This window comes from Gemmatimonadaceae bacterium (assembly GCA_037721215.1).
Taxonomy (GTDB): Bacteria; Gemmatimonadota; Gemmatimonadetes; order Gemmatimonadales; family Gemmatimonadaceae; genus UBA4720.
Genome location: JBBJNV010000039.1, coordinates 1 through 15,792 on the forward strand (window position 1 = coordinate 1; position 15,792 = coordinate 15,792).

Genomic DNA, 15,792 nt, shown 5'->3' on the forward strand with positions numbered 1-15,792 from the left:
GCAGAACTGAAGCGGAAGTCGGTCGCCGAATTGCAGGACATGGCGGACGGTCTGAAAATCAGGGACACTTCAGTAGTCACGAAGCCGGAGCTGATCTTTCGGATCGAACAGAATCTGCTCGACTCCGATGTCGCGCTGCACGGCGAAGGCGTGCTGGAGATTCTGCCTGAGGGCTACGGATTCCTGCGAAGTCAGGACTACAGCTATCTCGCCGGGCCGGACGACATCTATGTTTCGCCGTCGCAGATAAAAAGGTTTGCACTGGTCACCGGCGACCTGGTGCGCGGACAGGTGCGGCCCCCGAAGCCCTGGGAACGCTATCTCGCACTTCTAAAAGTCGAAACCGTCAACCTCCGCGATCCTGAGGCGGCCAAGAACCGCGTCCCCTTCGACAACCTGCGTCCCCGGTATCCCGATACGCGACTGCGGCTCGAGTCGAAAGATGGCGACCTCTCGATGCGTGTCGTCGACATTTTCGCACCGATCGGCAAAGGTCAGCGCGGTATCATCGTGTCACCGCCGCGGGCCGGGAAAACAATACTGCTCCAGAAGATCGCCAATTCCGTTTCCGAGAATCACCCGGAAGTCACGATCATCATGCTGCTCATCGACGAGCGGCCCGAGGAAGTGACCGAGATGATCGCCAGTACCATCCGCACCGAAGTGATCAGCTCCACGTTCGACGAAGGGCCGTCGCGTCACGTCCAGGTGGCGGACATGGTACTGGAAAAGGCAAAGCGCCTCGTGGAGAGTGGGAAAGACGTCGTGATTCTGCTGGACTCGCTCACGCGCTTCGCCCGCGCTCACAATGCCGTTGCGCCACAGTCCGGAAAAATTCTTTCCGGAGGCGTGGATGCGGCGGGACTGCACAAGCCAAAGAGATTCTTTGGCAGCGCGCGCAAGATCGACGGTGGCGGGTCGCTCACGATAATTGCAACGGCACTTACCGAGACGGGGTCACGCATGGATGACGTGATCTTCGAGGAGTTCAAGGGAACAGGTAACATGGAGCTCGTGCTCGACCGCAAGATTGCCGACCGCCGCGTATTTCCGGCCGTCGACATACTCAAGTCAGGCACGCGGAAAGAGGAGTTGCTCCTGACGCAGGCCGAAATCAACCGGGTGTTCCTGCTAAGAAACTTTCTGGCCGACATGCCGGAGGCGGAAGCAGTCGAATTTTTGCTGCGGCAGATGAAGAAGTCGAGAAACAACGCTGAGTTCTTTCAGCAGATGGCGCAGGGTGGTGTGTGAACATCGCTCTGGCCCGGTTCATGTCAGTCGATTACGGGGAAAAACGGATTGGCCTGGCGATTTCCGATCCTCTCGGAATGATCGCCTCACCCGCGGGGTTCATCCAGCGCCGTGCGGGCAAGCGTGCTCCAATCGCTGAACTCGCCCGCCGTGCCGACTCCCTGGAAGCGAAAGGCATCGTGATGGGCCTGCCACTCGATGGCAATGGCGACGAAACCGACTGGACCCGGGAGGTGCGCAGGGTCGGCGCCGAACTGGAAAAACGAACCGGGCTGAGTGTTCGATTCGTCGATGAGCGATACACAACCGCGGCGTCACTGCGAGCGATCAGGGAGATGGGTGGATCGACCCGCGGGCGAAAGGGCGACGTAGACTCGATGGCCGCGGCGCTGATGCTGCAGCATGTACTGAATACGAGTGATTGAAATGCCAGGTGCCAGTGCCGTGATGCGCGGTCTGCGGTCGCATTGCACCAGGCTGCGCATTCGTGACGTTGCCACTCTGCTGCTGGCGACTTCTATCGCTGCCTGTGGAGGGGCGCCACAGGGCCCCGCGCTTCGCGTCATCGTTCCGCGGGGGGCAAGCTTCGCCGCGGCCACAGACTCGCTGAACAAGGCCGGGCTTATCAATGCCCCGCTGTTGTTTCGCCTTTACGCGCGGGCGAAAAGCGACGACCGCAACATCAAGCCAGGTACATATCTGCTCAAGCGCGGAACGCCGTGGGACGAAATCCTGAACGCGCTCAACGGAGGCCTTGGACTCGTCAACACAGTCACGATTCCGGAAGGCTTTTCGCTGTTGCAGATCGTGCCGTTGCTCGCCCAGCGATTGAAAGTGCCTGGCGATTCCGTTACTGCAGCAGTTCGCGACACCGCATTGCTCTCCCGGCTCGACGTTCCGACGCCAACGCTCGAAGGTTACATCTTTCCGGATACCTACGCCTTCCCGGAGGGCACCACGGCGCGGCAGGCAATCGATGAAATGGTGAAGCGATTCGAGCGGGAGTGGAAGCCCGAGTGGACCGCGCGCCTGCCACAGATTGCGCTCAACAGGCACGATATCGTCACGCTTGCATCGATCATCGAGAAAGAGGCCCGGAAGCCCGAGGAGCGGCCGGTCATTTCAGCCGTCTACCTCAACCGCCTGCGTGAGCGAATGCTTCTTCAGGCCGACCCGACGGTTCAGTACGCCCTGGGGAAACACACGGCCCGGGTTCTGTACCGCGATCTCGAGATCGATTCACCGTACAACACTTACAAATATCCGGGCCTCCCTCCGGGGCCCATCGCGTCTCCCGGCGGGCCCAGTCTTACCGCGGCGCTTTTTCCAGCGGTCGCACCTTATCTGTATTTCGTTGCGCACCCCGATGGCCACCATGAGTTCAGGACTACATTCGCCGAGCATGAAGCTGCGGTGAAGGCAGCTCGCTCGAAGCGCTGATGACAGTTACCTGCGCGGGGCGTCAGCGCCGGTGATCGACCCGGACATTCTGCGCGTGGTGGCAATCACCAACAACATCCGGGATGGACAAGCGGGGCTGACAGCGCGCGCACTGGCCGCCATCAGGGGCGGTGCAACGTGCGTTCAGCTCCGTCTGAAGGATGTTCAGCCGAGAGACCTGATTGAAATCGCGCGCGAGATGGTGCGGGTCCTTCCGGTCCCCCTGATTGTGAACGACCGCGCGGATATCGCCATCGCAGCGGGTGCATCGGGCGTCCACCTGGGCGCGGACGATGTTCCGGCGGTTACGATCCGCACGATAGTTCCGCAACAATTCATCATCGGGGTTTCAGTCGGCTCGGACGATGAAATCGCCGGTGCGAGCGGTGCTGACTATGTTGGAATCGGACCGGTGTTCGCCACGGTCTCGAAAGGCGATGCTGGAGATCCTGTCGGCACTGCGGAATTCGCCCGGCTGGCAGCCCGGATTGGATTGCCCGCAGTCGCCATCGGCGGTATCTCGGCGGCGAATGCGCGCCTTGCAATGGATGCCGGAGCGTGCGGGATAGCCTCCATCGCTGCGATCTTCGGTGTCAGCGACCCGGCTGCAGGCGCGAGGGCCTTGCGATCCGCCACCGAAACCTCACATCCGGCGCGCGCGCCACATTAGTCCTGGGCGCTTTCCGGCGCGTGACCTGCTTGCGACGCGGCATGTGCAGCGATCGCATCGATTTGGCGATCGATTCTATTACCAGCGGGCTCAGAAACAGATCGGCGAGATCTGGATCGAACTGTGTGCCCCTCCCCTCGACGATCACCAATTTCGCGGCTTCCAGTGACCGCGCATGACTGTATGCCCGGGCATGCGTGACCGCATCGAACGTGTCCGCGATGGCCACGACTCTGGCCGCCATCGGAATGCGTCCGCCCCGGAGCTTGCGAGGGTATCCGCTCCCATCCCATCGCTCGTGATGAGACAGGACGCCCGCCGTCAAATCTGGATAAAATCTGGCCAGCGGTTCCAGCACCTCTGCGCCGCGTCTTGGATGAGTCTTGATCGCTCTGTGCTCGGCGGGGTTCAGGTGCTTGGTCTCGTTCAGCAAGTCGGTTAGCGCACCGTGAATTTTTCCGATGTCGTGAAAGAGTGCAACGCGCTCGATGCTGTGCAGGGTCCGAGCGTCCAGACCCGCCGCCTCGCCGAGAATCAGTGAGTAATCGGCTACCCGTCGCACGTGGGCGCCCGTTTCGGTGTCATTCGCATCTATTGCGTCAAGCAGAGACTCGAGTGCCGCTGCGCCGAGCCGTGCGAGACTCATGCGGGTGCGGCGTTCCCGCAGGTAGAGTAACCCGGCAAGCGAGGCCATCAGCGGAGCCATGAGATTCAGCATACGTATGGTTGAGGCAAGAAGCATGCATTGCTGAGCGCGACGAGCGAAAGGAGCGTTAGAGTTGGATAATGGTCAAGTGGCAGCGGTCACGGCGAGGGGAGCGCGGCGCTGGGATGTCGGCCACCCGTGGATATACCGGAGTGACGTCACAACCCGGCCCGCAATCGGGGCCGGCGTCGTACGCGTCACTGACAATCGCAATCGCCATCTTGGCTGGGCGTTGTGGAGTGCTGAATCGGAAATCTCGCTGCGGCTTCTGGACCGCGATCCCGACGCGACCATCGACGGCGGCTGGTGGCACGCGATGATCGCACAATCCGCGGGCCGGCGGATCGGACTGGAGAGCGTGACAAACGGCTATCGGATAGTGCATGGAGAGGCCGACGGACTGCCATCGCTCGTAGTGGACCGATACGATCGATGGGCCGTGATTCAGCTCATGAGCGCGGGGCTCGAAACGTGTCGCGACGCAATCGTTGAGGCCGTAGTGAACGTGACGAAAGCCGACGGAGTCCTTGCTCGTAACGACGTGAGTCTTCGTGCGAAGGAAGGGTTACAGCGGGAAACCGTGGTGCTGCGTGGAGAGGTTCCACACGAGATCGAAGTCAGCGAATACTCGCTCCGGTATCTTGCGGCACCGTTCACCGGCCAGAAGACCGGAGCGTTTCTCGATCAGCGCGAAAACAGGAATCTGGCAGGCGAAGTGGCCCGCGGCAGGGCCCTCGACTGCTTCAGCTATCATGGTTCATTTTCTCTCCACCTGGCACGGAACGCCGATGCTGTCACGGCCCTCGACTCTTCGGCGCAGGCAATAGAGCGGGCAAGGATCAACGCCCGGTTGAACGACATTACGAATATCGAGTTTGTCGAGGCCGATGTGTTTCAGTATCTGCGTGGGCAGGAGGTGGCGGGCATGCAATTCGACACGATCGTTCTCGATCCCCCCGCGTTCGCGAAGAGCCGCCATTCTGTTGACGCTGCACTCCGGGGATACAAGGAAATCAACATGCGCGCGATGCGGCTGCTCGCACCTGGCGGGATTCTCTATACCGCGAGTTGCAGCTTTCATCTTTCGAAAGCCCTGTTCCTGGAAATGCTTGGCTCCGCGGCGGCCGACAGTCACCGGCGCATCGCGCTGCGGGAAGTGCGTGGCCAGCCAATTGACCACCCCGAGATCCTGACTATCCCCGAAACAGGGTACATCAAAGGTGCATTGCTGCAGGCGGCGGACTGAGGCAGAAGGCAGTTTCGCGGGTGCTCAGGTGCGCTGGCATTTTGCGCAATAGTACGTCGATCGCCCTGCCTGGGCGATGCGGGCGATGCTGGAGCCGCATCGGGAGCACGGCTTCCCCTCGCGATCGTAAGCTTCGAACCGCTCGCGCCCATCAGTGTCGGTGTAACGGCCGGGCGGCCGGTTCTCATCTCCGATAACCGCTTTGATGGCCGCGACTAGCCTTACGAGACGTGACTTCGAAACTGCCGATGCGACGGCTGTCGGATTGATGCGCGCGCGCCAGAGCGCCTCGGCTGCATAGATGTTACCGATACCGGCCACAATGCGCTGATCCATAAGCGCCGGTTTGATCGCTATACGGCGGCTCTTGAGTGCGCGCGAGAGCTGCGCTGCGTCGAATGAATCGTCGTTCGCTTCGGGGCCCAGGTCAGGCAGTGGATCCGTGCCCGCGGCGTGCAGCGTCAGGGCCGAAAGCGCGCGTGAATCGTTGAGCTCAATCCGTGTGCCATCGGTCAGCTCGATGAGCGCTCGCGTGAACTTGTGCACTGGCTCGTTCCCACTCTGAATCAGCCAGTCGCCGTTCATCCGGAAGTGAGCGTGCAGGATCGACTTGTTCCCGAGATGAATGAGCTGATGCTTCCCGCGTCGCTCCACCCGCTCGACAACCTGCTGTCGCAATCGTCGCGCGCTGGCGGCGGGGAGCTGGCGAGAAAATGACGGATGCAGTGTTTGCAGTCTCGCGATCGTCTTCCCTTCGATTGCGCCGCGCAGCCTCAGCATCGCTTCTTCGACTTCAGGTAGTTCGGGCATGTGAGTTCAAATGGGGTTCGAAGAAACTACTTGCATTGCGTCCCGCCGGCTCTAGGTTCCTCCGCAACGCCGGGGAAATCTTTATCACCTCTGCCTCGAACCGATGGCCCAGTCAGCACCGCGATCGCTAAAGCACGAGTACGATGTGTTCGTGGAGAACGAAGTCGAGAACTACAAGGACTCGATATCCCGTACCACGCTTCTCAAGATTGGCGACGAGGCAGTTGCGGTGTTGCAATCCGACGCTCAGATGGGCATGACTGAGCTGTTGCTGTGTGATGAAGTCGACCGGATAATCCGCAAGCGGCTGCGAATCCCGTCGTATGCCACGTGGCGGAAGAACGAGGTCAAACGGCTGAAGGAGCAGGACGAATTTCTGCGTCCCGAGCACTGGGGGCTTAGCGCTGACTGTGCGCTCGCCCGGGAGGTTCACCCGCCGGCAGATTCGAGGGTGCTAGTAGCGGGCGCCGGAATATCGAATGCCGCGCTGTATCTCGCGGCGCATGGATGCTCTGTCACTGCCATCGATTCTGCTTACGCTGAACGTGATGCTGCCCTCGACGCCTCTGAGGTCGCACTGCTTGGCGGGCGGGTTGAGAGCAGTTTTTCCGGATTGATGGGTTGGGCGCCGGCTGAACCGTTAAGTGCGGTCGTGTGTACGCCCGCTGCATTTGCCGGTCTTACTGCCGAGCAGCGTCAAAAGGTCATTGAGATTCTGCAGAGCGCCACGCGTGACGGCGGCGTGCATCTGGTGGATACGCTCATCGCTGGCCGGGCTGAGCTGTCGCTGGCAGAGCTTCGAAAGAGCTACGAAGGTTGGCAGATCTCGGTGTTGGAAGACGGGACTGCATCGAGGAGCTTCCTGGCACGAAAAGCTGTCGCCTAGCTGTGTTGCTTCGAAACGACGCGGCTGGGCCGTTTCCAACAGACACACTCTGTCTCATAACCCGCGAGTCATTCTGACACAGTTCGCTCACTTCGCAAAAAACTGCGGGAGCTAAGATCTTCAGCGGCAACGAGTTGCAAATTCCGCGCTGGTTGGCATCGGCAGTGCTTCTGGACTGATTGCCCGGGAATCACCAGGGCACTCACTGCCAGAGTATCTAATGAAGAAGAAGATTCGGAAAGTAGTCAAAGCTGTTCTGCCCACCAACGATAAGACGCCCTTAGACGAGCCGATGGGCATTGTCATCTCCCGCGGCGGCGGCGACGAGGTGCGGTCCATTTTCCGGGCCTACATCTGGGGCCCGGCTCCGGAGTCGCAGAGCGAGCCGGCTTTCAGGGTAGCGTAGCAGCGCGGCTGAGGCCGCAAATGCTGCACGGTACGGCCCTTGCGACTTCGTTCGGGCGTGGATGATTCAATTGCCGAATGGGAGGGCGAGCGCCAGTCCCTGATGGCGCGCCATATCTCCGACCTCGGGCTGTCCATTGCGGACACTCCCGTGGAGGCGATGGTAAACCAGCTGTACACCGAGCTCGCTGCGGTTGGGCTCGCCTTCCGTCCGCCTGTTTATCTCAGCGACCAATGGGGATGTCCTGACGGGACGCCTCTCATCGGCGTGCCTTTCTACCTCGCCGATTCGCGGCTGCAGCGAATCGAAGACGATTTTGCCGAAGGCGTCGAATCCAACGAAGAATCGATGAGATATCTGCGCCATGAGGCGGGACACGCGTTCAACTACGCTTACAGGCTGCATGAACGGCCCGATTGGCTGGAGACTTTCGGACGGTACTCGCGCGCATATCGCGACCGTTACGCGGCCAATCCATTCTCGCACGATTTTGTGCGGCACATCCTCGGCTGGTATGCACAAAAGCATCCCGATGAGGACTTCGCAGAGACCTTTGCAGTCTGGCTGACGCCCGGTATTGACTGGCGTCGGGAGTATGCGACGTGGCCTGCGCTTCGGAAGCTGGAATACGTTGACCGGGTGCTGGCGGATGTTGGTGACGACCTGCCCGCGGTCAGTGAGCCTGCCGACGACGATCTGCCGGTGCACGCGATGCGATACACGCTCGAGGAGCACTATCGCGACAACGAAGAACAATTGCAGATTCACGACTCGGCGATATTCGATGGTGATCTGAGGAATATTTTCGGGAGCGCTGCCGATGCACCCGAGGGGCAGGCGGCGACGGAATTCATTGCCTCGCACCGGCGTGAGATTGTTGGGCGGATCGCGTACTGGACGGGCGAAGGTACATCGACCGTGCGCCAGCTCATCGAATTTCTGCGGGCCCGCACGAGTACGCTGGAACTTCGGGTGCGCAGTCTTGAAGCATCGACCCTGATTGAGCTCACCGCGTTCGGCACGGTGGTAATGATGAACTACAGACACACAAACTCTATCGATTCCAGAGGCGAGGACGACGAATGAAACTGGCGCTGCTGCACACTCAGGATGCTCTTGGACCTCCAGTCGATCCTGTGCTCGAGCAACTCGAACATGCGCTCCAGTCGGGTGGGCATGAGTGCCGGCGTCTCGTCGTGGACGATACAGTTCAACCGCTGGTATCGTCACTCAATGACGACCGGCCGGACATGATCTTCAACATTGCGGAATCGTTTGGTGGCAAGAGTGCGCTCGAGTCAAATGTTGCTGCGCTCCTGAATCTGCTGGGCCTTCGGTACACCGGTTCGAGTCCGGCGGGTCTCATACTCGCCGGTGACAAGACCCTGACGAAGAAGGTGCTGTCGTTCCACAGCATACTCACTGCACGCTTCGCGACCGTTTTCCGTGGCAATGTCGACTGGGCGGGCGACATTTCGTTTCCGCTGATCATCAAGCCGCCGCAAGAGGACGCATCGCTCGGCATCACTCAAAAATCGATCGTCAACGATGTCAAGGATCTGCTGCACGCGATCAGCTCGCTGCAGACCGAGTACCAGTCACCGGTACTGGCCGAAGAATTCATCGATGGCCGGGAGTTTTACGTCGGTGTCATCGGCAACAGTGACGTCAAGGCGCTGCCGATAATCGAGCTCGACTTTACCGGTTATCCCGAGGGCAAGCCAAAGATCGCGAGCTGGGCGGCGAAGTGGGGTGATGAGGGCGACGGCAAGGGAGAAGAGTTTGCCGGAACCAAATCCATCTTTCCTTCAGATATTCCGGAAGACCTCACCGCGAGGATCAAGCAGGTTGCGATCGATGCGTTCCATGCGTTGCGCCTGCGGGACTACGCGCGGGTCGATCTGCGGGTTACGGCAAAAGAAGAGATTTACGTGATAGAGGTGAATCCGAACTGCTATCTCGAGGAGCAGAGCGAGTTCGCAAGTGCGGCGGCGAAGGACGGCATCGCGTATCCCACTCTGATCAATCGAATTGTGGAGCTGGCAGGCGCGCGGTACTCCAGGTGACAGAAAAACCGGCTCGCGGGCCGGCTTTTCTGTTGTTTCGTGCGGCAATCCGGCAGACTGTTACCGTCCGGCCGACTTCCTGCCTGAGCCTGATCGAGCGCTGGTCTTCTTGGTCGCGCTCTTGCGACCGGACGACTTCTTTGCAGTGGATTTCTTTGCGGTGGACTTCTTTGCACCGGATTTTTTCGCAGTAGATTTCTTCGCGGTCGCTTTTCTGCCAGTGGATTTTTTCGTTGCGCCTTTGCGGCCTCCACTGCTCGTGGCGCTCTTGCGAGCCCCGCCTTTCTTCGCCGTACTTTTCCGACCGCCTTTCTTTGCTGCTGCCATTGTTATCTCTCCGTAATGGAGTGAACCTCTCACCAGCTCCCCGGTGGAACCAGCAAGTGCTGCAGAGCGTCCGAACGGGCCCGCGTGGTTACGACATCATCAACATCACGCGCATTGAATTCGTAACCACGCGCGAATATAGAAGCAACAGAAATAACGCGCAACAGCTTTCTCCTGCACGCGCGTCGATATCACATCGACGTGATCTCGTTCTCGCATCGACAATCCGGAGCATTGTGACTTTTAACGGCAGCAACAACATCGACCAGGTGTATTCGTGAAAGCTCTGGTCAAGGAATCTGCGGGTCCGGGGTTCGTACTGCTGGACGTACCCGAGCCACGGATCCGCGAAGACGAAGTGTTGATACGTGTCCGCCGCGCCGGTGTGTGCGGCACCGATGTGCATATCTTCGACTGGGACAATTGGGCAAGCAGCCGATGCAAGCCGCCCTTCGTCGTCGGTCACGAGTTTGCCGGCGATGTCGTCGATGTCGGGCGACTCGTCACTGACGTGCGGGAAGGCGACCGCGTGACGGCCGAAGGACATATTGTCGATGGTCGGTGCCTCCTCTGTCGAACGGGCAATGCGCATGTATGCCCCTTCACGAAAATCATCGGCGTCGACCGGGATGGCTGCTTCGCCGAATACATCGCAATGCCGGCAACGAATGTGTGGCATCTCGATGACAACATCAGTTACGATGTCGGCGGCATTCATGATCCTATGGGTAACGCATTCCACACTGCGCTGACGGCGGACATTCCTGGAGCAACGGTACTCATCACCGGTTGCGGACCGATCGGTCTTTTCGCGGTCGGAATCTGTCGCGCCGCTGGCGCCTCCCGAATCATCGCGTCGGATGTCAATCCCCGGCGGCTCGAGCTCGCGACGGAAATGGGTGCTCATCACGCGGTTCGTCCTCCCGAAGCGGAAGCGATCGTGATGGGTGCAACAGACAAGCTCGGTGTGGATGTAGTGCTCGAGATGTCGGGCGTCCCATCCGCGATTCACCAGGCGTTCGCGCTTGTTCGTGTTGGCGGCCGTGTTCAGATGCTGGGGATTCCGGTGAAGCCCATCGAGATCGACCTTCCGAAGGAAGTGATTTTCAAGGGAATCACCATTTATGGCGTAGTGGGGCGGCGTATGTATGAGACGTGGCATCAGATGACTCGCTTCCTGCGAGCCGGTGCATTCGACCCCGCCCGGGTTATCACCCATCGATTCCCGATGTCGGAAGCGGACGCCGCGATCGCCGCAATCAAATCGGGCGATGCGGGCAAAGTAATCTTCGAAATCGCATAACCGGGAACGTCCTTTGGCACTGAACAGGAAATTTCACGAGGCGCTCGCCGCCAGTATCGAGCAACTGAAAACCGACCGCGTGTACAAGCGGCTCAACTATCTCGATTCTCCGCAATCGGCGCACGTACAGATGGAGGGGAGGGGCGATGTGCTCATATTCTCCTCCAACAATTATCTCGGGCTCTGCGACGAACGCTCGGTTGTACAGGCCGGTATCGACGCCCTCGAACGTTACGGAGCCGGCACCGGCAGCGTGCGGTTCATCTGTGGCACGTTTACCATCCACCGCGAGCTGGAGGCAGCGATCGCCGGCCTCGTCGGCACGGCAGCGTCGCTGTCATACGTCTCTGCCTGGAATGCCAACGAGGGACTGACGGCCAGCATTGTCGAGCAAGGTGACTTCGTGGTCTCCGATGCGCTCAATCACGCATCGATCATAGATTCTCTCCGGCTCGCAAAGGCAATCACGAAGTGCAGCACTGCGGTCTACGCGCACTCGGATATGGCGGACCTTGTTGCCAAGCTCGAATCGGCACGCGATGCAAAGCGCCGCATCATCTGGACAGACGGCGTGTTTTCCATGGAAGGCAGCATTGCCCGGCTCCCCGAAATTCTGGAGATCGCGCGGGCACACGACGCAATCGTGGTCATGGATGACTCACATGCCACCGGCGTTTTAGGCGAGAACGGAAGAGGCACGGCCGAACATTTCGGCGTTGTCGGCGAGGTCGACATCATTACATCCACACTCGGAAAAGCGCTGGGCGGTGCGGCAGGCGGATTCGTGGCGGGAGAGGCGGCACTTTGCGACATGCTCACGCAGCGGTCCCGGCCGCAGTTGTTCTCCAACGCGCTGCCACCCACGGTTGCGGCAAGCGCGCTCGCGTCGATCGAATTTCTGGGCGCCCACCCGGAGCGGGTTGCAACGCTCCGCGACAACGCCGCCTACTTTCGCGAACAGATAATCGAATCGGGCTTCAAGCCACTTGCCGGTGACACGCCAATCGTGCCCATCATCGTTGGTGAAACTGCGACTGCAATCCGGATGAGTGACATGTTGCTGGATGAGGGCGTCTTTGTTACGGGATTCGGCTTTCCAGTGGTGCCGCAGGGTCAGGCGCGTGTTCGGTGCCAGCTGAGTGCGGCTCATTCGCGGGACGATATCGACCAGGCGGTCGCTGCGTTTCGCAGCGTGGGAGGAAAACTGGGAATAGTCTGAGAATCGTGCGGCCCTCGCACCTACAGCCGGGGGCCCGTTCCCACCGGCAGGGGCATCAGTACAATGCGAGCAACACGATTGTTACTGGCCGGTTTTCTCCTTGCGGCATCGGCACCTGCTGCCAGCCTGGCCCAGAATGCACAACAGGGCCGCTACTTCGACGACTCATGGTTCTGGGGATTGAAAGGTGGCGTATCCACCTTCACCCCTACCCTCGGAAAAAGCGAAACTGCGCCGACTTCGGACCAGATAAATCTGAACGCCATGTCGGCAGTATTCGATCCCAGTGCGGAGAACAGCAGCCGTACCGTGGAAGTGCGCGATCTCCGACGGATTGGAGTCGCCGCGCTCGCATTTCCGAAGCGATTCGGACGCGTGCGTCCTTATGCTGGAATCGGCGTAAGCCTCAACGGCGTCAGCGAGGCGAACCCTCTGCTCGCCGCTGATGAAGACGCTATCGATGACGCCGTTTACGAGCGCACCGATGAGCGACGCAGTCAGGCCGGATTTCTTGGCATGGCCGGAGTGCAGGCTCAGTTCCAGCGGCTTGCGGTATTCGGACAGGCGTCCGTCGTGCCGGGCGGTTCGCGCTTTCTCCTCAACGATCGGCCGCTCGGTTTCTTTGAAGCGGGAGTTCGTTACAACTTCAGCGGGTCAAGAGAGGGCGTTCGCTAGCGATAGCCATGCGCGGACGCTGTGTTTCGCGCCCGCGGAAATCGGGACACATACGGATTGCCACGAATGAAGTAGCGAAGTGGCCAGTCGGCTGACCGTGTAATGCCGATTCTGGGCGTCGTTTCAATCGATGTCGCGTCAACACGTTCGCCTTCACGTATCACCAGCGGTCGGCGTTGCAGCGGATAACGATTCATCGAACCGTCGATGCCGAGGGCGGCGGACAGCTTCCCGGGACCGTTGGTGAGATCGACATCGCGCGATGCGCGCGGCCGCCTCAGCCGCATCAGCGCGATTCCCTCGACAGGTTCCAGCGCACGAACAAGCACCGCGCTCGGCAAGCCCTCCGCTCGCGTGACCGCGTTGAAACACCAGTGCATTCCGTAAATGAAATACACGTACGCAATACCCGGCCGCCCGTAAAGTGGCGTGGTGCGATGCGTGATGCCTGCAACGGCATGACACGCTTCGTCATGTTCGCCCAGGTAAGCTTCGGTTTCGACAATCATTCCACTCGACCTGCCCGCGGGCGATTCAGAGACGAGCAGCGCACCCAGTAGTTCCTGCGCGACCACCTCGGTTTCGCGATCGTAAAAACCGCTTTGCAGAATTCTGGCCATGTAAGCTCAACGGCCCGGGCTGTGTGCACGGGCCGTTGTTGCGGTCACGACTCTGTAGCTTGCCGTGTGGTACCCCTGGCCGGAGTCTTTTTCTTTGCTGAACTGGCCGCCCGTTTACGTGTGGATGCAGGCTCACGGGCCGGCACGCCACCGGCATCGGTTGTTCCCGACGACTTAGCGGACGCGGAGGCCGATGCTGCCCGCGTTGCCGGCGCGGCAGTTTTTGATTTCGCTTTTGCAGGTGATTTCTTTGCGGTCGAGCCTCGTTTCCGCGTGGTCTTCACTCCCTTGGCTTCTACCGGCTCCACCGCGGCGCGGCTGGCGTCTGCTGCAGCAACCTCATTTGCGACCGGCGGCGATTCACGCGGGATGTTGAGCTCGGTTTGCGAAACGGCCGAAGACTGAGCGGTCATCGCGCTGGTACCGCGATTGCCTCCAACAACGCCCACGTTCAACAGATTAGCGGGCATCATTCCCTTTCCGGCTATCGGGCCGCGGCCGATACCACGCGCTCCCATTCCTCTTGGTGCTGGAGCGTTCGGCTTCACGACAGGTGCATTCGCGGTGGCCGCTGCTTCGAGCTGCAGATCGACGGGCGGTGCGGAAACGGCAACTGCTACTTCATAATCGCTGCCCCGCCGCCTGAGGTCGATGAGGTCCCCATCGTGCGCGTCGTGTAGAATCCGGATGAAATTCCGTTCGCTGAGGCTCTCACTGTTGCGGCCAAGAAGCGATCGCGCAGCCGCACGCACGCGGCTTGACGGCACCGCTCTCTCGCCACCGGTCACAGATGCAACGGCGCGCCGCACAAGGTCGAACGCTTCGTCGCGCGTGAGACGCATCCCTGTGGCTCCCGTGTCATCGTCCGCCGCGCTTTGCGTGCGTGGCGCAGGCGCTGGCCGGGCGGCCTGTACGGGCGGCGGCGTTGTCTCCATCGGCTGCTGATCATCGGCGGCAACGGCAGGTGCCGCCAGCGCATCTTCGCCTGTCGCAGCCGGTGGCGTTGACACTGCGGTGACCGCCTCACGCGGACGTTGATCGGACGCCCCGCGATCACCACGATCACGCGACCGGCCGCGACCACCGCGGCCACCACGTCTCGACCGGGTTGCATCGTCGAGCGCTTCGAATCCGCTTACCGCAGCCGGAGAAACCGGAGACAGGCTTGCCAGATCGCCGCCCGCGACCTCGATGCCGGCCACCTCGTCAATGGCGGGAGAGGGCAGATCAACTTCGAGCTGACCGTTCTCGAGCTTGGTGAGTGACAGCAACCCCTTTCTCGCCGCCTCTGATACAAACAGCGAGAACTTGGATTTGCCTACATCCTTTTCATCGAACGAACTGTCCATCTGCTGCATGACCTGCTTGAGCCGGTCAGCACGCATCACATCGCCGTTTCGTTTCATGCGCTGAACCGCTTCGGCCGCCAGTTCCCAGGGATCCCGCTTGACGACTTCCTCTTCGTTGTTCTTGACGAGGCCGGCAAGAGCGTTGTAGCTGTAGTATTCGTCGCAGTTCATTACCAGCAGGTCGCTGGACGACTCGCGAATTCCAACACCGATGACGTATTTGCCGTATTCCTTGAGCTTGATGACCAGGCTCGAGAAATCGGAATCGCCGGACAGCAGTATGAATGTGCCGATCTCGGGACGAACAAATACCAGTTCCAGAGCGTCGATTGCCAGGCGGATGTCGGTCGCGTTCTTCTTCGCCGATCCATACGCCGGTGCGTAGATCATGTCGATCGACGACTCGGCAAGGGGAACGATGTACTGCGGATAACGCCGCCAGTCGGCGTATGCACGCTGAACCGAAACCTTGCCTTTGATGATGTCGGACGAAAGAAGGTTCTTCAACTCCATCTGGAGATCGGAGCGAATCCCCATGGTGACGTTGTCGAAATCGATGAGAAGCGCGGCGTTGGGAGCGTGATGTACAGTGTGGCTGCCGATGTGCTGCTGCGATACGGCCTGCGGCCCACGGTGAATCGGGGCGACTGGACGACGCGGCGTGGCCTGCGCTGTCCGGGAGGGACGAAATGGCATTAAAGGTTGTGAGGTGGTACGAGGCCGCAAGCCGCACTTCTGTGCGGTGGCATCTGCGAGCCGGTTGTGATCCCGCGACATCGTGCCGCGGGGCACGCGTCTTCAGGTCCGGACGGGGATAG

General features: G+C 60.3%; 18 protein-coding genes. 13 read left to right on the top strand and 5 right to left on the bottom strand.

Annotated features, from left to right (window positions below; all coding sequences use genetic code 11):
• The 4 genes from rho to thiE all read left to right on the top strand — a co-directional run.
• The coding region (gene rho, locus WKF55_16000) for a transcription termination factor Rho (protein MEJ7761085.1) at positions 1-1,251 on the top strand (1,251 nt) is incomplete at its 5' end.
• Positions 1,248-1,676: a Holliday junction resolvase RuvX gene (ruvX, locus tag WKF55_16005; GenBank protein ID MEJ7761086.1), complete on the top strand. Its 429-nt coding sequence runs from the start codon at positions 1,248-1,250 to the stop codon at positions 1,674-1,676. The genes rho and ruvX, both read left to right, overlap by 4 nt.
• Before the next feature lies 1 nt (position 1,677).
• Positions 1,678-2,691, top strand: a complete 1,014-nt coding sequence (gene mltG / locus WKF55_16010; GenBank protein MEJ7761087.1) for an endolytic transglycosylase MltG — start codon at positions 1,678-1,680, stop codon at positions 2,689-2,691.
• A 31-nt stretch (positions 2,692-2,722) separates the two neighbouring features.
• Positions 2,723-3,361, top strand: coding sequence for a thiamine phosphate synthase (gene thiE, locus WKF55_16015; GenBank protein MEJ7761088.1), 639 nt, complete (start codon positions 2,723-2,725; stop codon positions 3,359-3,361).
• On the opposite strand, the gene WKF55_16020 is transcribed toward thiE, so the two are convergent.
• Complete coding sequence (locus WKF55_16020; GenBank protein ID MEJ7761089.1) at positions 3,285-4,079, bottom strand: HD domain-containing phosphohydrolase; 795 nt, start codon at positions 4,077-4,079, stop codon at positions 3,285-3,287. The genes thiE and WKF55_16020 overlap by 77 nt on opposite strands.
• 76 nt (positions 4,080-4,155) lie before the next feature.
• On the opposite strand from WKF55_16020, the gene WKF55_16025 reads away from it, so the two are divergent.
• Complete coding sequence (locus tag WKF55_16025) at positions 4,156-5,313, top strand: class I SAM-dependent rRNA methyltransferase (protein MEJ7761090.1); 1,158 nt, start codon at positions 4,156-4,158, stop codon at positions 5,311-5,313.
• 24 nt (positions 5,314-5,337) lie between these two features.
• On the opposite strand, the gene mutM is transcribed toward WKF55_16025, so the two are convergent.
• Positions 5,338-6,123: a bifunctional DNA-formamidopyrimidine glycosylase/DNA-(apurinic or apyrimidinic site) lyase gene (gene mutM, locus WKF55_16030; protein ID MEJ7761091.1), complete on the bottom strand. Its 786-nt coding sequence runs from the start codon at positions 6,121-6,123 to the stop codon at positions 5,338-5,340.
• A gap of 103 nt (positions 6,124-6,226) precedes the next feature.
• Between mutM and WKF55_16035 the strand changes: the two genes are divergently transcribed.
• The 4 genes from WKF55_16035 (at position 6,227) to WKF55_16050 (ending at position 9,481) form a co-directional block, all read left to right on the top strand.
• Positions 6,227-7,009, top strand: coding sequence for a hypothetical protein (locus WKF55_16035; protein MEJ7761092.1), 783 nt, complete (start codon positions 6,227-6,229; stop codon positions 7,007-7,009).
• Between the two features lie 220 nt (positions 7,010-7,229).
• Positions 7,230-7,415: a hypothetical protein gene (locus WKF55_16040; protein MEJ7761093.1), complete on the top strand. Its 186-nt coding sequence runs from the start codon at positions 7,230-7,232 to the stop codon at positions 7,413-7,415.
• A gap of 39 nt (positions 7,416-7,454) precedes the next feature.
• Positions 7,455-8,501 (top strand): hypothetical protein, encoded by a 1,047-nt coding sequence (locus tag WKF55_16045; protein MEJ7761094.1) that lies wholly within the window; start codon positions 7,455-7,457, stop codon positions 8,499-8,501.
• A complete protein-coding gene (locus tag WKF55_16050) occupies positions 8,498-9,481 on the top strand; it encodes an ATP-grasp domain-containing protein (protein MEJ7761095.1) in 984 nt (327 codons plus the stop codon). Before WKF55_16045 ends, WKF55_16050 begins: the two co-directional genes overlap by 4 nt.
• Positions 9,482-9,541: 60 nt before the next feature.
• On the opposite strand, the gene WKF55_16055 is transcribed toward WKF55_16050, so the two are convergent.
• The gene (locus tag WKF55_16055; GenBank protein MEJ7761096.1) at positions 9,542-9,808 is read right to left on the bottom strand and encodes a hypothetical protein; all 267 of its coding nucleotides are present in this window, start codon (positions 9,806-9,808) and stop codon (positions 9,542-9,544) included.
• Positions 9,809-9,864: 56 nt separating this feature from the next.
• Here WKF55_16055 and WKF55_16060 point away from each other — a divergent pair, with 56 nt between their 5' ends.
• The 4 genes from WKF55_16060 (at position 9,865) to WKF55_16075 (ending at position 13,005) form a co-directional block, all read left to right on the top strand.
• Complete coding sequence (locus tag WKF55_16060) at positions 9,865-10,089, top strand: hypothetical protein (protein MEJ7761097.1); 225 nt, start codon at positions 9,865-9,867, stop codon at positions 10,087-10,089.
• The gene (gene tdh, locus WKF55_16065) at positions 10,086-11,111 is read left to right on the top strand and encodes an L-threonine 3-dehydrogenase (GenBank protein MEJ7761098.1); all 1,026 of its coding nucleotides are present in this window, start codon (positions 10,086-10,088) and stop codon (positions 11,109-11,111) included. Before WKF55_16060 ends, tdh begins: the two co-directional genes overlap by 4 nt.
• A 13-nt stretch (positions 11,112-11,124) precedes the next feature.
• Complete coding sequence (locus tag WKF55_16070) at positions 11,125-12,330, top strand: glycine C-acetyltransferase (protein ID MEJ7761099.1); 1,206 nt, start codon at positions 11,125-11,127, stop codon at positions 12,328-12,330.
• Between the two features lie 63 nt (positions 12,331-12,393).
• Positions 12,394-13,005, top strand: coding sequence for a hypothetical protein (locus tag WKF55_16075; protein MEJ7761100.1), 612 nt, complete (start codon positions 12,394-12,396; stop codon positions 13,003-13,005).
• On the opposite strand, the gene WKF55_16080 is transcribed toward WKF55_16075, so the two are convergent.
• Positions 13,002-13,625, bottom strand: a complete 624-nt coding sequence (locus tag WKF55_16080; protein MEJ7761101.1) for a DNA-3-methyladenine glycosylase — start codon at positions 13,623-13,625, stop codon at positions 13,002-13,004. The two genes, WKF55_16075 and WKF55_16080, sit on opposite strands and share 4 nt — an antisense overlap.
• Before the next feature lie 44 nt (positions 13,626-13,669).
• Positions 13,670-15,670 (bottom strand): NYN domain-containing protein, encoded by a 2,001-nt coding sequence (locus WKF55_16085; protein MEJ7761102.1) that lies wholly within the window; start codon positions 15,668-15,670, stop codon positions 13,670-13,672.
• Between the last annotated feature and the right edge of the window lie 122 nt (positions 15,671-15,792).